We start from the raw sequence: 22,074 nt of genomic DNA on the forward strand, positions 1-22,074 counted from the left end.
CGGCCGAACTTGTCAGAAGCCGCTCAAGCAGGCACTTTAGGACAACCCGCCACCCACGGCGGGTTTACAGGGAGATACGATGGATATTGAGCAACTGACAGCATCGCTGAAGCCGTGGCTCGCCACCGACACCTGGCACACCGGCCATGCGCTGGATGAACAACGCTTTCACAAAGCACTTAAGTCGGCATTCGACAAACTGGGCACGCCGATATCCTTCGAGAACTTTCGTGAGGCCATCGTTCTGGGCCTTGGCGAATATCGGGAGAAAGATGCCAAGACGTTCGAAAATGATGTTGAGAGCTACGCGCAGCTGGGGGAGGATATTTCGTATTACATTGAGAACAGTGCGGAGTAGTTGATGGGTGGGCGTTTAGGCGCTCACTCGCCTGGCGAACTTTCCAACCCAAACGCCCCCCTTGCTTTAGCCGTTCAGTAATTCCAGGGCTAGATCGAAGTCGAAGCGATCTACAGCCCGCGTGGCCCGAGACAGACGCTCGGCCATTTCCGGGTCAAGATCCATCTCACACAGCTCACTCAGCTCACTCAGCTCACTCAGCTCACTCAGCTCACTCAGCAAGTCTAGCGCTTGATCAGAGAAATTTTCGATCCTTCGATGCTGACCCCAGCCATTAACCCTTCCTGGTCGAAGATGAACGCGTACGCGTCGTCTTTCAGCGTCGAGCTGGACAGGTTCTTCGCAATCCCTTCATCAACCACGACAACAGTAGGTCCTACACCGATTTCCCAGCCCTTGGTTTCACGTACATATTTCAAGGCTTTGTCGCTCATCAGAAAAACCACATAGCCATACGATTGGGCCCCCGCCTGCAGCCCCCATGACCCGGTGACTGAGTTGTAATAATTCTCTACTTTCTTGCCCTCCAATAACTCACCTTCGCCATAGCTGCCGCCGAACACAAGGCCTGCCTTGATGATTTTGGGGAAGATAAGCACCGCTTTGGCTTTGTGCGAGATTGATTCGGCAAGTGGGGAGGATTTATAGAGAATTTGCAATGCTTGCCGAGAATCGGCATTCAAGTCCTCGGCGGTGGCCGCGCCTGCATTATTCAGGACGCTCGTCGATGCCAATGATGCTATCGCAAGGAGGATCGATAGAAAGAACCGCATTGATTGAGTCATTTGTGTACTCCGATAAGGGAGAACTGAATGTTAGCAGCAGTCCGTGCCTGCGCTAGACAGGAACCGAACCTACTGACAGTTATCGAGTGCGCCCTAAAGTGTGTGAATCGCAAGCTTCGCTTGAATGAAGCAGGGCCATGGCCACTGAGCAGTCGCGATGCCATCACTTGTGTTGACCACTGTGTAAGAGCCGGGTTCGCCGCTAATCACGAATCTCTGACCATGCTGAAGAGCCATCGCGAACCCGACGGTGAAGGCGTATTTCGGATAGAGCCTAATCTGCAATGGCAATGGCGTGTCGGGGTGGACATAGCGGTGGAGAGCCTCGAATCGCGGACGGGTCGTAGAACCACATCACCCCGTTGGACCAGGCCACCAGCAGACCCTGGGCGGGTCAGGTTGTCTGCGCTCGGTTGTCGACGTGGGACACTACGAAATCCGGGGCGATTCAGACCGTCCAATACCCACAAATCTCTGCCCTTTAATAGGTCAGCCGAACCATAATCAGGCATCTGCGCACCACCTGATAAAAATTGGTTCACCTATCGCCAAACCAATGTACTCCTGCACCGTGAACCCGTCGGCTAAACCTTTGGTGTTTAGCCCAACCCAGCGTTATCCCAGCCTTCCCCTCGCCTGATCAGGCGATTTCATCATCGAACCAATGTTTATTGGCACTACCGTTGCAAACCTTTCTGTTTCGCAGAGTGCGGGTATGCCCTGCAAATTGCCCCCTGTTCTCAGCCTGTCACGGGAGACCATCATGGAAAGGTTCGAGACTGATGCGCCCCACGACAACGCGTCGAAGCTGGCCCTGGACGCCCTGCGTCAGATGGTTGCCCAGTATGCGGCGTTCCCCCAGCGGGCCTTGCCTACCGAGCGTGAACTGGCGGTGGATTTTGGCGTCGGTCGACGGGCCATTCGCCGTGCCCTGGCGGTGCTCGAAGCCGAAGGGCATGTTTGGCGGCGACAAGGCAAAGGTACTTTTGTCGGCCCTAGCCCGCCCAGCGCGTTGATGAGTTTTGCCAAATTGTCAGGCCGAACCAATTTCAGCGAGGTGATGGAAGCGCGGCTACATCTGGAACCAGCTCTGGCGGCCCTGGCGGCCCTCCACGCCAGCGGCGAACAGATGGCGATTCTGCGCCGGCTGGCAGAACGCACCACTCACCAGCAGGACGCTTGTGAGGTCGACGCCGAGGCGCTGGAGCTGTGGGACAGCGCGCTGCACCGTGGCATCGCCGAAGCCGCCGGCAACCGCCTGATGCTGGACATTTTCGAAATGCTAGACGCCATTCGCCTCGATCCGATCTGGCGCGACCTGCGGCAACGGGCGCGTAGCACTGATCGCCTGAGCACCTACAGCCACGACCACGACGACATCGTCAGCGCCATTCAAGCCCGTGACCCGGTCAAGGCAGCCACCGCCATGCGCGGACATCTGCGCGCACTGCAGCAAGCCCTTGATCACGTTATATACCAAGACCTTGAGGCCAGTTTATGAGTCAGCAGACGCCAGACATTCAACGCCCGGTATTGAGCGTCCGCGACCTCATCGTGCGTTTCAAGGACGCCCCGGCCAACGTGGTCGATGGCGTGTCATTTTCGGTGCAGCCGGGCAAGACCCTGGCCATCGTCGGCGAATCTGGCTGTGGCAAAAGCGTAACGTCCATGGCCTTGATGGGGCTGTTGCCCGAGACGGCCACGGTCAGCGCCAGTGCTTCCAGCCTGCTCGGCGAGCCGATAGTGGGCATGTCTGATACGCGTTTGCTAGAGATGCGCGGCAACCGCATGGCGATGATCTTTCAAGAACCCATGACCTCGCTCAACCCGGTGTTCACCATCGGCGAGCAGATCGCCGAAAGCGTGATCCGTCATCAGGGCCTGTCTTCCAACGCTGCGCGGCAACGGGCCCTGGAGATGTTGGAAAAGGTGCGCGTACCCGACGCCACACAACGCCTGGATGCCTACCCCCACGAACTCTCCGGCGGCATGCGCCAGCGCGTGATGATCGCCATGGCCTTGGCCAACGCCCCGGCGCTGATCATCGCCGACGAGCCGACCACCGCGCTGGACGTGACCATTCAGGCACAGATCCTTTCGCTGGTGGGCAATTTGCAGGCCGAGACCGGCACCTCGATGATCCTCATTACCCACGATCTGGCTGTGGTCGCTGAAGTCGCCGACGAGGTGATGGTGATGTACGCCGGTCGCGTGGTGGAAAGCGGCTCGGTGAAGACCCTGTTCGATGATCCACAGCACCCCTACACCATAGGTCTGATGGGTTCGATGCCTTCGGTCGGCCCGCGCGAAGGACGCCTGGCCACTATCAACGGACGCGTGCCGACACCCGCAGAAATGCCTTCGGGCTGCCGCTTTGCCAGCCGTTGCCCGTTCGTCATCGCGGCCTGTCGCGAAGAACGCCCAGCCCTGCTGGAGATCTCCAGCGGCCACTTCGCCGCCTGCATCCGCGCGCCACTGGAACAGCATCTGGGAGTCAGTGCATGAGCCTGCCGCACAGCAACACGCCACCGCAGCCTGAGACCTCCACGACGATTCTTGAAAGCATCGCAGTGAGCAAACATTTCAGCAGTGAAACCGGTCTTTTCCAACGCAAGAAACCACCCGTGCAGGCGGTCAACGAGGTGTCGCTTGCAGTGCGTCGGGGCGAAACCCTGGCGCTGGTGGGCGAGTCCGGCTCGGGTAAATCGACCCTCGGCCGAGTACTGCTCAACCTGCTCAAACCCACCGCCGGTGACGTGATCTACGAAGGCCGCAACCTCGGCAACCTTCCACCGGAAAAACTACGCCGGGTTCGCCGCGATCTGCAGATCATCTTTCAGGACCCCTTCGCGTCGCTGAATCCACGGATGAGCGTCGAGTCGATCATTGGCGAGCCGATCTGGCTGCACCGCGACGACAGTCGTAGTGCGCGGCAGGACAAGGTCGCCGAACTGCTGCGCACCGTAGGCCTCGCGCCAGAACATGGCAGCCGTTTTCCCCATGAATTTTCCGGCGGTCAACGCCAGCGCATCGGCATCGCTCGCGCCCTGGCCTCTGAGCCGCGTTTGATCCTCGGCGATGAGCCGGTCTCGGCGCTGGATGTGTCGGTGCAGGCACAAGTGGTCAATCTGCTGGAAGACCTCAAGCGTCAATTCGGTCTGACCCTGGTCATCGTCGCCCACGGCCTGGCAGTGATCCGCCACATGAGTGATCGCGTAGCGGTGATGTACCTCGGCGAGATCGTCGAGCTGGCGCCGGTCAATGCGCTGTTCGAGACGCCGTTTCATCCCTACACCCAGGCGCTGATGGCCGCGGTGCCGGTCAGCCACCCGGACCTGCGTCGCCCGCGCCCGCTGCTGGGCGGCGACATGCCAAGCCCGAGCAAACCGCCATCGGGTTGCCGTTTCCACACCCGCTGCCCCCACGCCAAATCCGTGTGTCGCGAGATTAAACCGGTGTTCGAAACCGTCGCACCGCAGCGTCAGGTGGCCTGCCATTACTGGCGCGAAATCGCCAATGCCGGCGCGGGTTCACTGATCGTCCCGACACCCAGCGCGGCCTACACGCAGCGCCTGAGTCTGTTCAAAAGCCATCAAGCCCTTTCTCTGGAGAGTCAGCCATGAAGTTCGCCCACCTGATGACGACCACGCTGTTACTGCTGGCCGCGAATGCTGCCTTCGCCGAAACCACCCTGCGCATCGGCATCCAGGATGACCCGGACATGCTCGACCCGCATCGCTCGCGCACCTACTCAGGCCGCCTGGTTTACACCGCACTGTGCGACAAGCTGGTGGATGTCAGTCCGGACCTGACCTACGTGCCGCAACTGGCCACCGCCTGGAGCTGGAGCGAAGACGGCAAGACCCTGACCATGACCCTGCGCGACGGCGTAACCTTCCACGACGGTGAAGTGTTCGATGCTGCCGCCGTGAAATTCAACCTCGACCGCGCCCGCACCCTGCCCGACTCACTGCGCAAGAGCGAACTGGCGTCAGTGGAAAGCGTCGATGTGATCGATGCCAAGACCGTGGCAATCAAGGTCAAGCAACCGGACGCCACACTGATCTCGCAATTGTCCGACCGCGCCGGGATGATGCTCGCACCCAAGGCCTCAACAGGCGATGTCACCTTGAAACCGGTCTGCTCAGGGCCGTACAAGTTCGTCCAGCGCGTGCAGCAGGACCGCATCGTCCTGGAGCGTTTCGACAACTACTGGAACAAGCAGGCTTACCACTTCGACAAGGTAATTTACCTGCCGATTCCCGATACCTCGGTGCGCTTGGCCAACCTGCGCTCGGGTGACCTGGACATCATCGAGCGGGTGGCGCCCACCGATGTGAAAACCGCCAAGGCCGACAGCAAGGTGCAGGTGTTCAGCACGCCAGGGCTGGGTTATATGCAGCTGATGTACAACACCAATAATGGTGAAAAAGCCAACAACCCAGTGGGCAAGGACAAACGCGTGCGCCAGGCATTCGAGCTGGCCATCGACCGCGATGCGATCAACCAAGTGGTGTTCGAAGGCCTGTATGCACCGAGCGCCCAGCCGTTTCCGAAAAGCAGCCCTTACTACGACAAGAGTTTGCCGGTTCCGGTCCGCGATGTTGATGCGAGCAAAAAGCTGCTGGCTGAAGCCGGGGTGAAATTGCCGGTCAACGTCGAACTGAAAGTGGCCAACAATCCTATCGCCCAACAGGTCGGTCAGATCATCCAGTCCATGGCCGAGGAAGCCGGGTTCAAGGTCAATCTGGTTGCCACTGAATATGCCACGCTGCTCAGCGAACAACAGGCCGGCAACTTTCAGATCGGCATGATTGCCTGGTCAGGCCGTCCTGATCCGGACGGCAATATTCACCCATTCGTGACCTGCAAGGGTGGGCAGAACGACAGCCACTTCTGCGACCCTAAACTCGACGAATTGTTGAACAAGGCCCGCGTGACCAATGACCAGGCCCAGCGTCAGGCGCTGTACTCCCAGGCGCTGCGCCAGCTCGCCGACGATGTACCGGGCAGCTATCTGTATTTCGACCCACGGATCATCGCCATGCGCAACAACATCAGCGGTTTCGTGCCGAGTCCCGACGGTTTGATTCGCCTGACCAACGTCGCCTTCAAATGATCACGGCTCCTTCGCATAACCAATTCGGCCGCGAGGATTCGCCATGCTGATGTTCATTTTGCGCCGGTTGCTCAGTGCGATCCCGACACTGATCCTGGTCTCGCTGTTTGTCTTCACCCTGCAGAAACTGTTGCCGGGTGACCCAGTGCAAGCCATGGCCGGCGAAGAGCGCGACCCGGCGGTGATGGAATACCTGCGCGAGAAATACCGGCTCAACGATCCACTCCCCCTGCAGTATGTGCACTGGGTCGGCAACGTGTTGCAGGGTGACTTCGGCACTTCGTTGCGCACCGAACAACCGGTGACCACGCTACTGGCTTCAAAGCTGCCAGTGACCATCGAGCTGGCAGTGCTGGCGTTGATCATTGCCTTGCTGATCGGTATTCCTACCGGGGTGATTTCAGCGGTGCGCAAAGGCACCGCCGTTGACTACGGGGCCAACGTATTCGCCCTGTCGGGCATTTCCATTCCGCACTTTTGGCTGGGGATCGTGTTGATCATGATCTTCGCCGTGAAGCTGCAATGGCTGCCTGCCTCCGGCTTTGTGCCCATGGATGAAAATCTTGGGCAAAACCTCAAGACCCTGATCCTGCCAGCATTCGTGCTCGGCGCCGGGCTGTCCGGCGTGCTGATGCGCCACACCCGTAGCGCCATGCTTGAAGTGCTGCGCGCTGACTATGTGCGCACCGCACGGGCCAAGGGGCTGTTCCCGCGTACGGTGATTCTCAAGCATGCCCTGCGCAATGCCCTGATGCCCATCGTCACCCTGACCACGTTGCTGTTTGGCGAACTGTTGGGCGGTGCGGTGCTGACCGAGCAAGTGTTCAGCATTCCCGGTTTCGGCAAGATGATCGTCGACGCCGTGTTCAATCGTGACTACGCCGTGGTGCAAGGCGTGGTGCTTTGCGTAGCGATTGGTTTCGTGCTGCTGAACCTGCTCGCCGACGTGCTCTACCGCCTGATCAACCCGCGCCTGAGGACTGCCTGATGACCTCGATTGCCGTGACGCCTCTGCCGGTGCTGAAGCCGCGCACCCGCTCTCCGTTCGTGAAGAAGTTCCTCGCCAACAGAGGCGCGGTGCTCGGCGCCGCAGTCTTGATTGTGTTCATCCTCACCGCGCTGCTGGCGCCGTGGATCGCGCCCTACGACCCGCTGAAAGCGAACTTCCTCGCCGTGCGCAAAGCGCCATCGATGTTGCACTGGCTGGGTACTGATGAGCTGGGCCGCGACCTTTTCTCGCGCTTGTTGTGGGGGGCGCGCAGTTCGTTGCTGGCCGGTGGTGTATCGGTGGCCATCGCGATGATGATCGGCGTGCCGCTGGGCCTGCTGGCCGGCTATTTCGGCGGCAAGCTGGACGCCGTGATTTCACGCATTATGGAAGCGCTGCTGTCCTGTCCATTTCTGGTGTTGGCGATTGCCCTGGGGGCGTTTCTCGGCCCGAGTCTGAGCAACGCGATGATCGCCATCGGCCTGTCGGCGATGCCGATCTTCTCGCGTCTGACTCGCGGTCAGGTGCTGGCGATTCGTCACGAAGATTACCTGGAAGGCGCTCGCGCCATCGGTCTGCCGGACCGCTGGATCATCGTGCGTTACGTGTTGCCCAACGTGCTATCGCCGCTCGTGGTGCAAGCGACGCTGACCATCGCTTCGGCGATTCTGGCCGAGGCAAGCCTGTCATTCCTCGGCCTGGGCCAGCAACCGCCTTCGCCGTCCTGGGGCTCGATGCTCAACACCGCAAAAAACTTCATGGAGCAGGCGCCGTGGATGTCCATCGCGCCGGGCGTAGCGATCTACATCACCGTGCTCTGCTTCAACCTGTTGGGCGACGGCCTGCGTGACGCCCTCGACCCAAAAAGCTAATCAACAGCCAAGAAGAGACGAATTCATGTTCGATGATCTGGATTACAGCCAACCTTATGCGTCCGCCCGCTCGCCGGTGATGGGCAACAACATGGTCGCCTGCTCGCAACCATTGGCAGCCCAGGCCGGCCTGGCCATGCTGCGCCAGGGCGGCAACGCGGTGGACGCCGCCATTGCCGCGGCCATGGTCCTGACCGTGGTCGAGCCCACCGGCTGCGGCATTGGCAGCGACGCATTTGCCATCGTTTGGGACGGCAAAGCACTGCAGGGCCTGAATGCATCTGGCCGCTCGCCTCAGGGCTGGACGCCAGAGTATTTCGCAGGTCAGAAAGAAATGCCCCAGCGTGGCTGGGATTCGGTGACCGTGCCGGGGGCAGTGTCGGCCTGGGTCGCGCTGTCCGAGCGTTACGGCAAACTGCCTTTCGCCACGCTCGCAGGTCCTGCCATTGGTTATGCCCGGGATGGTTATCAGGTCACGCCGATCATTGCCGAGCTGTGGCGGCGTGGCGCCGAGCTGTTGAAGGATCAACCGGGCTTTGCCGAATGCTTTTTACCCGACGGCAAAGCACCGGCCGCCGGACAAAAGATCACGCTCAAGGATCACGCCAAGACCCTGGAACTGATCGCCGAAACCAAGGGCGAGTCGTTCTATCGCGGCGAACTGGCGCAGGCCATCGTCGCCCATGCCAACGCCAATGGCAGTGTGATGAGCCTCGACGATCTGGCCACACACCGCGTCGACTGGATCGACACCCTGTCGGTGCCATACGCCGGCGCGGTGGTCCATGAGCTGCCGCCTAACGGCCAAGGCATCGCGACCCTGGCCGGGCTGACCCTGCTCGAAGCGCTGGGCGTCGGCGAGCATCCGGTGGACTGCGTCGAAACTGTGCATCCGGTGTTGGAGGCGATGAAACTGGCGCTGGCCGACCTCAATCAGCACGTTGCCGACCACGATCACATGCGTGTCACGTCCAAAGATCTTCTGAACCCGACGTATCTAATGAAGCGTGCGGCTCAAGTCAATGAACAGGCCGCTGACCCGCAGCATGGCTCGCCCAAGGCAGGCGGCACGGTGTACCTGTCGACGGCAGACGAGAACGGCATGATGGTTTCGTTCATCCAGTCAAACTACATGGGCTTCGGTTCTGGCGTGGTAGTGCCAGGCACTGGCATCAGCCTACAAAACCGCGGCGCGGGCTTCACCCTAGACCCAGAGCACGTCAACTGCGTATTACCGGGCAAGCGGCCCTTCCAGACCATCATTCCGGGCTTCGTGATGAACGCCGACGGCACGCCATTGATGTCCTTCGGCCTGATGGGCGGCCCGATGCAGGCCCAGGGGCATTTGCAGATGATGATGCGCATCCTGCGCTACAAACAGAATCCACAAGCCGCCGCCGATGCGCCGCGCTGGCGGATCGAATCCGGGCTGAAGGTGGCTGTGGAGCGTTCATTTGATCGACAGGTGGTTGAAGAACTGCGCGCCAAAGGGCATGACATCGTAGTGGAAGAACCGAGTGGCGTATTTGCCTTTGGTGGTGCACAGATCATCCAGCGCACGGCCCACGGGTATGTCGGCGGCACCGATCCGAGGAAGGACGGGGTGGTGGCCGTGTATTGATTCATTACTGAGCGCGCCGTCTTCATACAATCGCTAGTGGCCTGTGTGGTTAGTTCTGTTGGTCAACTTCGGCGCCAGAAGCCATATCCTGTGTTGCTGTTCCTCGCCATAGCGGGCTATGACTTGTCACTGCGCCTTGGGCATGGGCTTCTAGCATCCGGATTTGAGCTAACGACTTAACCGTACAAGCTACTGAAAACCGTAGACGACAAACAATCATTCATCCGCTTCATTGAAGCCGACTGATCTGGCACTCCGCCCTCTCGACCCGGTTGGCTCCAGACCAAAGATAACCATCCGCTGGCGTGGCCTCTGACGCCAGCATTTTTTGAATGGGCGTTGGTAAGCAATCGTCCCTTTCAGGACATCTGGTGGACCCGCTGTGGTTCACCTATGTTGCAACCAAACGCACGGCATTGACTGCCGTAATCCAAGGTTGCCGCCTTGCTGAGGTAGCTCACCCGATGGAAGTACTCATCCATCTCGGCAGGACCCTCTTGAGAGAGGTGGTATTCAGAATAGGGAGGGATATCCGCGCGCCCGGGTGGGGCGAGGGCTCGGCTATGTAGCGTCATGTGCTCAGTACTGAATCACCCGCAATAAAGCAGCGCGAAGTGCATCTGTTCTAGAGTCGGGAAATTATTTTTCGCCTATGTTATGCCAGACGGCTGCCATCCGAAGCATCTTCTCAGCATTGGCGCTGTCCACCGCAAAGGCCGGCTACCTAAAGAGAGATAGTGAACTTTTAACGCGTACCGAGTGTTACGAAGTTGCTGCCAAGATCATCAGTGAAGTCCATTCACTGATGACTATCGGCGACCCGCATAGGCAACATTTTCATGCGAAAGTCCAAAATGGGCAGAGAAATACCACAGCATTGACAAAAAAACCTCGGCGCCACTTAGATGCTGCCACTTGTCACGCAGGGGCCATGCCGCATCGGGTGGTTATTTTGCGCACGGTGCCGTAAACCATTGGGCTCACATACACCTCCTTTGTCAGCTCACAGATTAGCGTTCGCTAATGAGGCAAGTATTAGCAAACAGTAATTTACTGTTTGCTAATAGAAAGGGATCATTCGGGGATGGATATCAACAAAATCAGGGTTGACGCACTCAAGGCCGTAATGGTGGAGCGTCACAAAAAAACTTCGCCAATCAGCACGGCCTTGACCCAAGCGAGCAAGCCAAGCGTTGCAGAAGATCTAAAAATGCCAAAGAAGCAGCCGACAGACACCACGACAGCAACCGCTACCGAGATCGAAAGATCCATCCAGGCGCTGAATAAAATGGCTGAACGCCTTTGGGGGGATGGCCGCGAGGCCGAGGCGAAAGCCCTACTCGATGCCTTGGATTCGTTAAACCGGGCGCTGGATCGGATCAGGATCGGCGAAAGTCGCAGGGTTCTCCATTAAGGCTTTTTAGGAGGTTATCGTGGGGCTCACCACCTGGCGCTGAAATGTTGAGACTCTACGAGATCCATTCTTGATATCGTACGCTCTATCCAGCTCTGTAGATCGATGCGTTGTGTCTCTTGAAACCTCTAAACCTTCTGCACAAAGACAGAATAGAAAAGTTCCTGATGTACGTAAGGCATTGGGCGCACAGTGTTGCGATGTCTTCAGTATGATGTGCGCACTAGATTTCGAAACCGGCTGGGATAAAATTAACCCATAGCCCAACGTTTGAGCCCGGTCCAGCGCCGGGCTTTTCGTATCCGCCACTCGTCCGGCGGCTAGCACCTTACCCTTTCCCGATCTTCCAATGCAGCACACCCCTGCGCGGAAGATTCAAACCATGAACAGAAAAATTACTGCGATCGTCCTCACGGGTCTGCTCTCATCGTGTTCGTTCGTCGCGCTCGCCGCCGAGAAGACAGCGGCAGGATCTCCCGCCCCGACAACCTCGGCACCAGGGAGTAATCAGGCACGTGGAGCCGAATCCAAAGAGGACAAGGCATCCAAGAAGGGAGAGGAAGCATCGGGCAGCAACTCCGGCGCTGATGCGGAGATGATGGAAAAGGATATGGACACCTCCAGTGGCAAGAAGGACGGTGCTTCAACTCAGCAGGGAAATAAGCCCTAACGACTGAATAGTCAGTGTCGCCGGCTCACTTCCTCGGCGCCGGGCTTTTCGTTTTCCCTTCCACCTGATACGCACCCATAAATAGATGAGCCCGCCTCTTCCCGCTCGAATGCATCCGTCACCTGGCAGGCAGCAGACAGCAGACAGCAGACAGCAGGGTCGTCGATGTCACCGCGCATCAACTGGAATACCGATAGGCCCAACCCTCGCGACAATACACTGCTGATGCAGCAAACCCAGGCCGTCGCCAGTAGCGGGCCTGGGAACCACATAAAAAGGCTCAGCTCGGGTCATTTACTGAGTGGACGTTTGGCGCAAGCCCCAGAGAATGAGCAGCGCAGCAACAATCATGGCAACTCCGACACTCGCAAAACCCACCGTCACTAAGCTCTCCTGCCAATGTTCAGCTGCGCGTCCTGCGCCAGTGAACGGAGACATGGCAGCCGTTCCCAGAACGGCAGCGAGTGCTGTAACCCCTAAGTTTGCATAGGTGCCGTAAAGCACGGTCCAGTATGCGATTGCCTTGTTGCGTGCGGAGAGATGTACCTCCATCCAAACAGCACCTATCGCCAGAAGCAGGATTCCATTCATCACCCCTTCAAGGTGAGCCGCAAGACCCATACGTGGATTGCTGAACTGCTGTTCGATGAGGCCCGTACAGAGTCCCAGGAAGAACAAAAGCATGCCATGCCAGAGCAATCTACGGCGACTGTCGACCATGGCCGTGGGGCCTCCCGTGATTCGCTGAATTAGAGGTTCAGCACTCAACAACTCTAGTCGTTCCCAACAAAACGCAGCGCTCAATCCTGCGTGACGTACCACGCTCCGAACTCTCCCCACCACCCCATCCCACGGCGCCCTCAGGCAACTGTCTGTGCGCGATGGTGTGGTGGAAAGGGTTTGGTAAATAACGAATGGAGAAAGTCATGAGCAAATTCATGGAATCCATCACGGCCGCAGTAAAGGCGATGCTGACGAAGCTGGAAGAGAAGAAGTCGCAAGCCCTACCCGATGTCGTGGGAAGAGCAGTCGATTCTTATCGGAGCGTTGCCGGCCCACCTGCAAACGATGGCCCTGTTCAAGGTGAACACTGGGTGTCGCGAACAAGAGGTCTGCAAGCTGAGGTGGGATTGGGAGATTTCAGTTCCGGAGCTTGGCCCGAGTGTGTTCCTGATTCTGGCGGGAGACATGAAAAGTCTGGAGTGAAGAACGGCGATGAGCGCTTGGTAGTACTGAGCAGCGTGGCCAAATCGATCGTTGACCAGCAGCGCTGGCCTGAGCACGGAATGGGTTTCCCCCTACAAGGGCAACGCAATGCACCTGATGAACGATTCAGCCTGGAAGAAAAGCAAGGATCCGCGCGGCGAAACTCTGGCAGGAGGAAAACCTTCGCCCCGCTCACCCTGGCTATCTGTCGATCAGGATTCACGACTTGAAACCCACGTTTGGCCGTCGCCTTCGAGCGGCGGGTGTCACAGAGGAAGACCGCAAGGCCTTGCTCGGGCACAAGAACGGCAGCATCACCAGTCACTACTCGGGCGCTGAGCTCGGGCATCTGATTGAAGCTGCGAACAGGGGATCAGCAACCGATTCGCGCGGCCCGGTGCTGACGATTCTGAAGCGGAGGCAGGCATGAAAAATCGACGAGTCACGCAAAACTCACGTGCATGAAAAAGGCCGATACGGTAAATATCGGCCTAAGTCATTGAAAAATATGGTCGGGACGGAGTGATTCGAACACTCGACCCCTAGCACCCCATCTCCTTTTTCATACTTCTTGAAAGATTCCAAAATTTCACTCTGGATTTTTATAAGCTAGTATTTACTTGAGCTCCAGCGGTGTTCTGCTCTACGAGAGTCCAGTAACGTCCATCAAGAGCCGACGTTTTTGTGGGGGTAAAAGTAGGGGGAGTCCGTTTCATGGCCAAAATTACCATCAAAGAACTCGAGTCGCTGACCGCCAATGATGCCGGCCGCATCCTCAGGGAGGATGGCAATCTCGCCGGTCGAATTTCCGTGCGTAAGGACGGTGTGTCGGTCAGCTTTTTCTATCGGTATCGCTGGGGCGACCAGAACAAAGAGTACGCCTGCGGAACCTGGCCGCGCAAATCCCTGACGGACATCCGCAAGGCCCGCAACCAGGCACGTGCGCTCATCGATGAGCAGATCAATCCCAACGAACACAAGAAAACCGCCAAGGCACAGGCGCATGCCGCAACGAACGCAGAGGCCGAGCAGGTAAAAACGGCGAAGGTGCAAACGCTGACCGTCCAGGATCTGGCCAAAGCCTGGCTGTTGGACGGCGTGGCGCGCAAAGATGGCAATGCCGAGTTGCAACGGCGCTTTAGTAAGGACCTTTACCCAGCACTCGGCAAGACCGCGGTGAACAATGTTTCCGAACACGATATTCGGGCGCTGATCCGCACCGTGGTCAACCGCGGCGCTCACCGTCAAGCCATCAGCTTCTTCGCCGACCTCACCCAGATGTTCAGCTGGGCTAGAAAGCGCCAACCTTGGCGGGCGTTACTGGTTGAGGGTGATCCGACTGAGCTGGTCGACATCTCCCCCCTGATCCCTGCCGACTACGAAGCGGAAAGAAGCCGAATCCTTTCCCCGACTGAGCTGTTGGAACTGCACAATCGCTTCCAGCAAATGACTGCCGATTACGACGCCCTCCCCGCGGGCCAAAAATACGACGGCATTCGACCGCTAAAGAAGGAAACCCAACTCGCGCTCTGGATCAGCCTGGGCACGCTATGCCGGATTGGCGAGTTGCTCCAGGCCGAGTGGAAAAATGTCGATCTGGACCGGCAGACCTGGTTCCTTCCCAGTGAAAACGTCAAAGGCACCCGCGGCAAGAGACAAGACCACCATGTCTTCCTCTCCCCCTTCGCCCTGCATTTCTTTCAGGAACTCAAAACCCTAACGGGAGATTCACAGTGGTGCTTTCCGAACAAGCACGATGATGGGCATGTGGACGTAAAGGTGGCGAGTAAACAGGTCGGCGATCGCCAGGCCCGGTTCAAAAACCGCAAGGCCCTCTCACGACGGCGTCACGACGATACCCTGGTCCTGGCCGACGGCCAAAACGGCGACTGGACGCCGCATGACCTGCGCCGCACGGGCGCGACCATGATGCAGGCCTTGGGGGTCAGCCTGGACGTCATCGACCGCTGCCAAAACCATGTACTGGCCGGTTCGCGGGTGAGACGACACTACCTGCATCACGACTATGCCGAAGAGAAGAAACGTGCCTGGAATCTGTTGGGCGATCGTCTCAGTGAAGTCTTGTCCGCAACCTACGAGCACACACCGACCGAGTCGATGTTGTCGTTTCCTGCATATACCGTGAATAGTTATTTACCGCCGTCTTAAGTTGGCGTCTTTAGTGTTGCGTCGTCATCAGCGATTGACGACCCCGTGAGAAGTGGAACCGTTGTCCAACTCACTGTGCCAGTGTAGGGCGTGCCATCGGCAGCCCGGCTCCACCGAAAATATTCTCTAGCCGGTACAGCGCCAAAAGGTCGGCGAACTTCGCCGCCGTTACGTGAAGCAACAATCCTCCGGTCGGGCTGTTTTTGTCGATGTACTGCGCAGGGAACTAGTGTTTGTATCAGTGTTTCGCGGCACGCCCAGTCCCTCCTGCCACAGCCCAGGCATCAAGTACGTGACCGCTCCCTCCGGTACAGAACGGGCGCTAACCGGATCAACAACTGACTTTTTATGTGCTCAAGCGCTTCGTCATCCAGATTCAAGTTCTTCAAGTGCTCTAGCAGCTCGCTTTGCCCTGGTTGACCGAATGCTAGACGGTAAAGCGATAGGACTTTTTGCATGTTCGGATAGCGGCGTGCTTCTTCGCTGAAGGCAAGTCTCGGAATCAAGCGGCGGATCTTCGCGTCACCTTCGGGATAATGCCAATAGGGCACCAGATCAGTTCCCCAGGTGGGGCTTTCGACAGATGTAAACAACGCCTTCCAGTTTTCGGGCGCGCTGTCGTACTCCGCCACCGCTTGCACCACTCGACGCCGGACCACCAGCGACTGGTAGCGATTGACCCGCCCTTCCCGCTGTTCCAGATCTATCGGGTTATTCGGCAAATTCCAATGCACGACTTCGCTGCAGTACCAATGAAAATCCAGGCCTTCCTGACCAATGGAAGTTGATGCGAGAACGAACGGCCGAAACGGCGAATTAAAGCTTTCACGTATATTGATGATTCGTGTCTGGCCCGCTTCATCCGTGGTTTTCTGAGCGCCCAGTTGCACGGCATAATGACATCTCAGGTGAGTGTCGTCTTTTTCCCTGTCAACCTTCCAGACTTTCACATTCGACGGTGTCGTGCGAAGAACGCTTTCGAGCGTAGTCACCACATCATCCAGCAACTTGTCGGGTGCAAGTAGGTAACAGTACTCCTCAAGCATCGCCTGAATGCCGCCATCGGCGCAGTACCTCACGATGCCTCGCCAAGGATGCAGCGGGTCGAGCCGCCGGGCGATCGCACTGCCCGTGACGCTGTTGAATAGACTGACAAATCCCAGAGCGACCCGACTGGCGGCTCCTATCAGGCAAGGACCGGGATACAGCTGCCGCAGCACGCGGTAGGCGCTCACCGCCGGCGATCCCACAGCCAGCCTGGCAAGGTACTGAGGAAGGTCTTCAGGCATTGCGCCCAGTTCATCCAGTTGGTTGAAACGACGGGATATTTCGCGAACGCGCAACCGCGCTCCGTCGGAGAGATTGCCGACGTCCGACATGGCTTCGAACCATGTGGCGGTCCATCCCTCGTGCGCCTGATCCAGCAGCATCGGGGCAAACAGATACCAGTAGTGGCTGTTCTGAGCGCCCTGATTGCGGACGCGCAATGACGCTAGACTCCTTGTGAAGTGCCGGATGAGTTCGTCAAGGCGGCTCTCCAGTGGGACTGAAGTACGCGCTATCGGAATGTCAGTCAGGCAGCGGGCAGGATAAATCAGCGACCAGTTGGCAACGTCCCCGCTGTCGAGTTTGATCACCGCGCGACGTTGTTGCAGATGACGGTTCTGGTCGTCTTCGCTGACACCGGCACGGCGCTTGTTGAAGTACTCCGATTTGTCCGTGAGATGCTGCTGGACTCGCCGTTCCGCCTCGTAGCTCATCAGCCCGCCCACCATCCTCGGCACCATCGTCCAGGAGGAAAACAGTAACGTCTTGCTGAGTTGCTCGTGACCGGCAAAAAAGCCTCTGAGTCTATAGTGCGGCCAACTAGGCGGTAGCCAAAGCAGCATTTCCGGACCGGCTTTACGCCCGTCTCCAAACAAGTGACTGGCTAACCAGCGAACCTGCGGATTGGGTGCCTCGCGGGCGACATCCAGCGTGAACTTGCGGATCCGCTCGCGCGATAACCAGAGGTTTTTGTTGGCGGTCAACTGCTTGAACAGCGCCGGAGATCGCTCGAAGCGGCGTTGCAGCACTTCTTGCACTTTGTAACCGGTACTGAACGACAGCGGCCAGGCTGCCGACTTGAAAAAACTCATGATCTGACTGGAGACGCGCAGTGAGCTGTCAGCTTCCAGAACGAGCGCCAGCCGGTCCAGCTCGATATAAGTGCGGATATCATCGGCGCGCAATTGTGGCAAGTCTTGCGGGGGTATCCCGTCGACCAGGCTGTCCACATCCCGAGCGATCTGGCTTCGCTCCGTGCGGCAAATCAGTGGGCGAAGCAATCGCTCCACTTCTCGGCGAGGCGCATCGTCCAGCGCTTCGCCATCGATGCAGTCGCGTCGCAGACACAGCAGCGCAGCCTGCAGTTTCTTGCGTGCAGGTTCGTAAGCATCGAGTGGCGACAGATTCAAAAACGCGAGGATCTGCTTGAGTTTCTCCAGATGGCCGTCATCGTTCTCATCGTCATCCACGGTGCTCATGGCTTTGAACGGAGTGGCCGAGAGCATCAAGACATTGCTCTCGCGCTCGCGACTGAATATCTCCCGCGCGATCAGGGACTGTTCGTTTTCCTGCAGATCGAGCAGGCTTTCGAAGCGCTGAAACTCGTCGAGAATGAACAGATCCGCCCGGAGATGCGTAGCGCAGCATCGGGCGAACGTCACGCGCAAATCGCGCATCAGCTCGCGTTTGACGCCACGGTGACGTTCCGCACGCAGACAGGCAGTGCTGCGCAGTCGTTCCAGCAATGAGGGCGTCGCGTCGTTCGACACGAAAGTGATCGCTGCGTGAAAGCTGGCAACGATCTCCTTCACCAGTCCTTGCTGTTCTATCTGATCCCGCTCCGCCTGCCAGCTGTCAGCACATTGCACTCGGTCCTGGAACAGCGCCGTCAAACTGTGGCGAAAACCTCGAAGCTGCGGGTGCTGAAGCAACGCCGCAAGGATAATGCCCCTCTCCTGCTGGTTTCCTGTTCCCTGGGTCAGCGAAAACGATGTGGCTGGCGTCAGGGTGCAAATTTCCAGCAATGCACCGTGCTGCTCGGGCTGGCACACCGCGACTTGTGCGAGGCGTGCGTAAGACGGCTGTCGAATCCAGCCGCTGCCTGCTGGAAACACGGCAAGCTTGGCCAGGTTCTCAGCGGCCAGACTCAAGTTGGAACAGATATAGGTGACACGCAGCGGTTCGCGTCGATGCCAGTCGCGCAGCATCGACACGATCAGTCCTTTCGCTACGACGGTCTTTCCTAACCCGACTTCGTCGGCAACCAGCACCCGACGGCTGTGCTGCGGGTCTTTGAACTGTTCGGCAATACGCTCGACTGTCGCACGCTGGAAATCCTTGAGCCTGCTCCAAGTCATCTGCAGGGCTAGATCGACGTTGTCGCGATCCGATACAAATCGAGTCATGCTTTCTTCTTCCATGCAAGCTGCTGGTACTGCGCCCATAAGACAGACAGCTCAGAAGGGACCAGATGTTCAGTCTCGCTGAGCCGGGCCAGAATGGCGTCGATGCGCTGCAGCTTTTCAGGCTGTCGGGCAGCACAACGCAAGAGAGCCTCGTGCAGCGGCCCGCCGAACATCTGGCTGAAGTCGGTATCAGCGTCCGCCCCGGGACCGCCCTCCCTCGTCATGCCGGTATCCGCCGTATACGCGTGGCCTGGATGCAACAGCATCTGAATATAAGCCAGCAGCTTGTGCGGGCTATCAATCAGCGTCGTCGTGATTTTCTGCTCTCGCGTATCGCCACCATCGATTTCAAGACGGACCTTGATCATCAGTTCGACGGGAGGTGATGACACCGGTATCACTCTGAGAATAACGAATGCACTGACCTGGGTCAGATTCAGGTCTTCCCAAACCATACGAGAAGCCAGACTCAGCGGCTTGCCTCTGACCAGCGGCTGCACCTCGATCACCCAATCGCAATGTTGCTCCAGGAGTGGCGGCGGGCATTCAATGACACAGGTGTAAGTCCCGTTGGCCTCGGCACGGGCCTGCAGACACCAGTCTGCCTGGATCAGGTTGTGCTGGAGTCTGCGCATCCACGCTTCCGTCTGATGATCATCCGTGATCGACGCTGGGCTGAAACGATGAGGGATGAAAATACCTGTCGGCTCTTGCTCACGTCCTACCAGTTCTGCGCGGAGCTGGTCGACGGACTGCTGGCCACTTTTGCTCGACAGTCGCAGCATGAACTCGGTATTGCGCGGCGCCGCCCCCAAAGCGCCAAGGGCTGCCTTGGTGACATTCGCCGAACCGATATGCCAATGACTGACGGCGCCCTCCTGCAGCAGCACCAGCTTGGCATGCAGATTCTGGGGACGGGCTGCGGTGAGCTCATCCTCGCCCTCGATCAGGCAAGGATTGAGCGCGAAGCACTCCCAATCCTGCAGCTGGCATTCACCCATACGGTCGAGCTCTTCTGCGCGGCTGAACAGCCAGTGCCGCGCACCAGCCTGCTTGACCAGGTCGAGCGCTTCGTGATGGAGAAACGGTGACATCACCATTACCGTGCTGGCAGCGGTACCCAATGACAGCGGCAACTTCCCTGGCTTTTCAGGCAAGGTCTTCAGCGCGTTGAATCCGGCAGGCTTGTCCCAGGCCACCCGAGGCAGCTCCTTGACAAAAAGCTCCAGTCCGGCACGCAGGTCCTCCGCACCGGCGGCCAGCGCCTTCAGCAGTGCCACAAGTCCATCGTTGTCTTCACTGCGTGCGCTCGTGGGTTCCCCTTCCAGAGCGACTGCAAGGTCCCAACTGCGGTCGAACGTCAGATTCCGCGACAGCACCAACAACCGGTACCGCACCGCCTTCGTCGGACTGGTGAATCGCAACAGCCAGAACTTGGGGTGGAACGAGCTGAACGCATCGCCGGGAACCTGGGGCGCCAATAACGGTTCGAGCAACGAAAACAGCAGGTTGAAGTGGCGCGGAAGTTTGATGCAGCCCTGCTGAAAGAAAACCTTCACCTTGCCCTTCAACTGGCTGATCGCTTCCAGCAGCGCCAGCTTATCGGTCTGTAAATCGCCCTCCGGCGGGCAGTTGAACGACAGCGCCAACGGCAGACACAAGAGCGTCTCAAGATCTAGGGTGTAGGTCGTCGCGATGGCATGGCTTAACGTGAACCCTTCCGGGGCTTTGAGTTTGTCGCCATAGTCCAGGCGATCAGCGTGCGGATTCAGCATGCCACGCCCTCCTGAATATCTTTCAGCACGGTTCGAACCTGCCTCCAGCGATAATCCAGCCGCGCCATCCCTAGCCAAGCGAACCCTTCGGGCAGCTGTTTATTCAGCACACTCCGCTCCTTCTTGTTTGCCCGCGCCTGATGTTCCACCAGCTTATCCAGTTCGACATCCGATGCCCCCTGGATTAAACCTTCAGCCCATCGGGTTAGAAACAGAGTCGTGTGACTGGCCAGCGTAACTTGAGTCTGTTCAAGCCAGCGGAAGATGTCGGCGGGCGTCGCGTGAGTCTGCGTGCGCCATGCATCCCAAAGCTCGGCAAAGTCCTCCAGCAGAGCGTCATGTTCGCGATAGTCGTTACGGACAAGGATTATGTTGAATCGCAAGTGAGCACCGTAGATCAGCTCACTGAACGCTTGCGCCATCGCCACGTATTCGCGGGTCCGGCCAGGCAGCGACGGCTGATCGGCGGCCCAAGCCGCCAGCGCTGGGAACTCAGTCTTGGTGAGGGCCTGCTCGCGCAACCCCTGTATTTCCAGCAGGCAAGGCAGGCTCAGTTCGGGGCCGGCTTTGAACTTTTCACTTAAAAAACGTGCCTCGGAAGCTGTCAGCGCGATTTTGACCTTGTCCAGCCAATCAGGCACAAAGCGATCTAGGTACACACTGCGGACAACGTTGTGTGCATCACTGTCGTCCCCTTCATCGCCATAGATGCTTCCATGAAACGCTTCTGACGATCCGATTGCCTGCAGAAATTGCCGGAGCGAGCCCCCAGTATCGACAAGCTTCCAGGTCCTCAGGCCTACCCAATAGATCGACGAAGGCTGTCGAGCGACACGCTCACCTTTGCTCAAAGAAGATCCAGAAATGCCGGTCTGGGTTCCGTCCTGATGCTTTTCTCTGAGCACCTCTGACAACCGTGCTTCCTGTTCCTCCAAGTAATCTGCAGCCGGCTGCTTACGCTGCTGCGACGGGCTCAAGTGCAGATAATCGCGGATGATCCGCGGCACAGTGACGAAATACTTGGCTCGAGTCTGCAGCGTGGAAAAGCCTGGAAACATCAGATCCGCAAACCCATCGCGCAACCCTCCTATGCCCAGCTCATCCAGCGTCCCCGGCTCCGACAGCTGCTTGAGAGCGTGTTTGACGCGGTCCCGGTCTTCGCTCGAAAAGTCCACCCATCCCAATTGACTCTTGCCAGACACCTTCCGCTCTCCTTGTCCTATCCAAACCACTTAGCCACATTCAATCGGGCAGTCACACAATGAATGCATGATAGGGCCAATTGCCATCGATGCGCAGATGAGCTTGGAACTCATAACCTCCGCAATGAGTCCAGGCTGTGTGAAACGCGCTCAATACGTCGAAAACTGAAAGTTACGGGCGTTACCTGCGAAACCGGCAGACGGACGCGCGAACTGTCCTTGTCAGCTACATCCGGCATTTACGTACGATCAAGCGGCTGGATTCACGCTCTGATTGTTCACGCCGACGCTGAATTGACCCACGTGCCGAGGCAAGACTGCCCCATCTCCAAACCTTCAAAAATCCAGCACAGACAAGGATTCGCGAGGAGTCAGACTGGGTCAGTGAAATCTCAGCAACTGGGGCAATTCGGCGTAGGCGCCAACAATCTATGTCGAGGATG

17 protein-coding genes and 2 pseudogenes are annotated in these 22,074 nt (G+C 58.2%); 13 read left to right on the forward strand and 6 right to left on the reverse strand.

The genetic code is table 11. The features are described 5' to 3' along the window. Positions 1 to 79 precede the first annotated feature (79 nt). Positions 80 to 358 carry a hypothetical protein gene (locus ACF0H7_RS20185; protein WP_397448645.1) on the forward strand — a complete coding sequence of 93 codons (279 nt, stop codon included), beginning with the start codon at positions 80 to 82 and terminating at the stop codon, positions 356 to 358. Between the two features lie 66 nt (positions 359 to 424). Here ACF0H7_RS20185 and ACF0H7_RS20190 read toward each other — a convergent pair whose 3' ends face one another. Both ACF0H7_RS20190 and ACF0H7_RS20195 read right to left on the reverse strand, forming a co-directional pair. After that, positions 425 to 580 (reverse strand): hypothetical protein, encoded by a 156-nt coding sequence (locus tag ACF0H7_RS20190; RefSeq protein WP_397448646.1) that lies wholly within the window; start codon positions 578 to 580, stop codon positions 425 to 427. 2 nt (positions 581 to 582) lie between these two features. Then, complete coding sequence (locus ACF0H7_RS20195; protein ID WP_397448647.1) at positions 583 to 1,143, reverse strand: YSC84-related protein; 561 nt, start codon at positions 1,141 to 1,143, stop codon at positions 583 to 585. 763 nt (positions 1,144 to 1,906) lie between these two features. Between ACF0H7_RS20195 and ACF0H7_RS20200 the strand changes: the two genes are divergently transcribed. From ACF0H7_RS20200 to ACF0H7_RS20245, 10 genes and pseudogenes are all read left to right on the forward strand, one after another. Beyond that, the gene (locus ACF0H7_RS20200; RefSeq protein WP_397448648.1) at positions 1,907 to 2,644 is read left to right on the forward strand and encodes a FadR/GntR family transcriptional regulator; all 738 of its coding nucleotides are present in this window, start codon (positions 1,907 to 1,909) and stop codon (positions 2,642 to 2,644) included. Continuing rightward, positions 2,641 to 3,648 carry an ABC transporter ATP-binding protein gene (locus ACF0H7_RS20205; RefSeq protein ID WP_397448649.1) on the forward strand — a complete coding sequence of 336 codons (1,008 nt, stop codon included), beginning with the start codon at positions 2,641 to 2,643 and terminating at the stop codon, positions 3,646 to 3,648. The genes ACF0H7_RS20200 and ACF0H7_RS20205 overlap by 4 nt, the downstream gene beginning before the upstream one ends. Continuing rightward, positions 3,645 to 4,766, forward strand: a complete 1,122-nt coding sequence (locus tag ACF0H7_RS20210; RefSeq protein WP_397448650.1) for an ABC transporter ATP-binding protein — start codon at positions 3,645 to 3,647, stop codon at positions 4,764 to 4,766. Before ACF0H7_RS20205 ends, ACF0H7_RS20210 begins: the two co-directional genes overlap by 4 nt. Continuing rightward, positions 4,763 to 6,262 (forward strand): ABC transporter substrate-binding protein, encoded by a 1,500-nt coding sequence (locus ACF0H7_RS20215; protein ID WP_397448651.1) that lies wholly within the window; start codon positions 4,763 to 4,765, stop codon positions 6,260 to 6,262. Before ACF0H7_RS20210 ends, ACF0H7_RS20215 begins: the two co-directional genes overlap by 4 nt. 43 nt (positions 6,263 to 6,305) lie before the next feature. After that, positions 6,306 to 7,250 (forward strand): ABC transporter permease, encoded by a 945-nt coding sequence (locus tag ACF0H7_RS20220; protein ID WP_397448652.1) that lies wholly within the window; start codon positions 6,306 to 6,308, stop codon positions 7,248 to 7,250. After that, positions 7,250 to 8,122, forward strand: a complete 873-nt coding sequence (locus ACF0H7_RS20225; protein ID WP_397448653.1) for an ABC transporter permease — start codon at positions 7,250 to 7,252, stop codon at positions 8,120 to 8,122. Before ACF0H7_RS20220 ends, ACF0H7_RS20225 begins: the two co-directional genes overlap by 1 nt. A gap of 25 nt (positions 8,123 to 8,147) precedes the next feature. Next, complete coding sequence (locus ACF0H7_RS20230) at positions 8,148 to 9,743, forward strand: gamma-glutamyltransferase family protein (RefSeq protein ID WP_397448654.1); 1,596 nt, start codon at positions 8,148 to 8,150, stop codon at positions 9,741 to 9,743. A 1,210-nt stretch (positions 9,744 to 10,953) separates the two neighbouring features. Beyond that, positions 10,954 to 11,157 carry a hypothetical protein gene (locus ACF0H7_RS20235; protein ID WP_397453962.1) on the forward strand — a complete coding sequence of 68 codons (204 nt, stop codon included), beginning with the start codon at positions 10,954 to 10,956 and terminating at the stop codon, positions 11,155 to 11,157. 67 nt (positions 11,158 to 11,224) lie between these two features. Then, positions 11,225 to 11,419, forward strand: a pseudogene (locus ACF0H7_RS20240) (DUF4411 family protein); the annotation flags it as partial. Between the two features lie 120 nt (positions 11,420 to 11,539). Beyond that, the gene (locus ACF0H7_RS20245) at positions 11,540 to 11,827 is read left to right on the forward strand and encodes a hypothetical protein (protein ID WP_397448655.1); all 288 of its coding nucleotides are present in this window, start codon (positions 11,540 to 11,542) and stop codon (positions 11,825 to 11,827) included. A gap of 294 nt (positions 11,828 to 12,121) precedes the next feature. Here the strand turns inward: ACF0H7_RS20245 and ACF0H7_RS20250 are convergent, their stop codons facing one another. Further along, complete coding sequence (locus ACF0H7_RS20250; RefSeq protein WP_397448656.1) at positions 12,122 to 12,547, reverse strand: hydrogenase; 426 nt, start codon at positions 12,545 to 12,547, stop codon at positions 12,122 to 12,124. A 264-nt stretch (positions 12,548 to 12,811) separates the two neighbouring features. Between ACF0H7_RS20250 and ACF0H7_RS20255 the strand changes: the two are divergent. After that, a pseudogene (locus ACF0H7_RS20255) lies at positions 12,812 to 13,463 on the forward strand (tyrosine-type recombinase/integrase); the annotation flags it as partial. A gap of 284 nt (positions 13,464 to 13,747) precedes the next feature. Further along, a complete protein-coding gene (locus ACF0H7_RS20260; RefSeq protein ID WP_397448657.1) occupies positions 13,748 to 15,202 on the forward strand; it encodes a tyrosine-type recombinase/integrase in 1,455 nt (484 codons plus the stop codon). Positions 15,203 to 15,486: 284 nt separating this feature from the next. Here the strand turns inward: ACF0H7_RS20260 and ACF0H7_RS20265 are convergent, their stop codons facing one another. The 3 genes from ACF0H7_RS20265 to ACF0H7_RS20275 are packed head-to-tail and all read right to left on the reverse strand — an operon-like array spanning position 15,487 to position 21,631. After that, on the reverse strand, positions 15,487 to 18,669 hold the full coding sequence (locus ACF0H7_RS20265; protein ID WP_397448658.1) for a helicase-related protein: 3,183 nt from the start codon (positions 18,667 to 18,669) through the stop codon (positions 15,487 to 15,489). Then, a complete protein-coding gene (locus ACF0H7_RS20270) occupies positions 18,651 to 20,429 on the reverse strand; it encodes a phospholipase D family protein (protein ID WP_397448659.1) in 1,779 nt (592 codons plus the stop codon). Before ACF0H7_RS20270 ends, ACF0H7_RS20265 begins: the two co-directional genes overlap by 19 nt. Next, positions 20,423 to 21,631 (reverse strand): DUF6361 family protein, encoded by a 1,209-nt coding sequence (locus ACF0H7_RS20275; protein WP_397448660.1) that lies wholly within the window; start codon positions 21,629 to 21,631, stop codon positions 20,423 to 20,425. The genes ACF0H7_RS20270 and ACF0H7_RS20275 overlap by 7 nt, the downstream gene beginning before the upstream one ends. Between the last annotated feature and the right edge of the window lie 443 nt (positions 21,632 to 22,074).

Origin of the sequence: Pseudomonas sp. NA-150 (assembly GCF_044336365.1) — a bacterium.
In the GTDB taxonomy this organism is placed as follows: Bacteria; Pseudomonadota; Gammaproteobacteria; order Pseudomonadales; family Pseudomonadaceae; genus Aquipseudomonas.

Coding starts and splice junctions, on each gene's coding strand:
- ACF0H7_RS20230 (WP_397448654.1), top strand. CDS start 8,148: ATGTTCGATGATCTGGATTACAGCCAACCTTATGCGTCCGCCCGCTCG.
- ACF0H7_RS20200 (WP_397448648.1), top strand. CDS start 1,907: ATGGAAAGGTTCGAGACTGATGCGCCCCACGACAACGCGTCGAAGCTG.
- ACF0H7_RS20225 (WP_397448653.1), top strand. CDS start 7,250: ATGACCTCGATTGCCGTGACGCCTCTGCCGGTGCTGAAGCCGCGCACC.
- ACF0H7_RS20260 (WP_397448657.1), top strand. CDS start 13,748: ATGGCCAAAATTACCATCAAAGAACTCGAGTCGCTGACCGCCAATGAT.
- ACF0H7_RS20235 (WP_397453962.1), top strand. CDS start 10,954: ATGCCAAAGAAGCAGCCGACAGACACCACGACAGCAACCGCTACCGAG.
- ACF0H7_RS20195 (WP_397448647.1), bottom strand. CDS start 1,143: ATGACTCAATCAATGCGGTTCTTTCTATCGATCCTCCTTGCGATAGCA.
- ACF0H7_RS20205 (WP_397448649.1), top strand. CDS start 2,641: ATGAGTCAGCAGACGCCAGACATTCAACGCCCGGTATTGAGCGTCCGC.
- ACF0H7_RS20270 (WP_397448659.1), bottom strand. CDS start 20,429: ATGCTGAATCCGCACGCTGATCGCCTGGACTATGGCGACAAACTCAAA.
- ACF0H7_RS20265 (WP_397448658.1), bottom strand. CDS start 18,669: ATGGAAGAAGAAAGCATGACTCGATTTGTATCGGATCGCGACAACGTC.
- ACF0H7_RS20245 (WP_397448655.1), top strand. CDS start 11,540: ATGAACAGAAAAATTACTGCGATCGTCCTCACGGGTCTGCTCTCATCG.
- ACF0H7_RS20210 (WP_397448650.1), top strand. CDS start 3,645: ATGAGCCTGCCGCACAGCAACACGCCACCGCAGCCTGAGACCTCCACG.
- ACF0H7_RS20250 (WP_397448656.1), bottom strand. CDS start 12,547: ATGGTCGACAGTCGCCGTAGATTGCTCTGGCATGGCATGCTTTTGTTC.
- ACF0H7_RS20185 (WP_397448645.1), top strand. CDS start 80: ATGGATATTGAGCAACTGACAGCATCGCTGAAGCCGTGGCTCGCCACC.
- ACF0H7_RS20215 (WP_397448651.1), top strand. CDS start 4,763: ATGAAGTTCGCCCACCTGATGACGACCACGCTGTTACTGCTGGCCGCG.
- ACF0H7_RS20220 (WP_397448652.1), top strand. CDS start 6,306: ATGCTGATGTTCATTTTGCGCCGGTTGCTCAGTGCGATCCCGACACTG.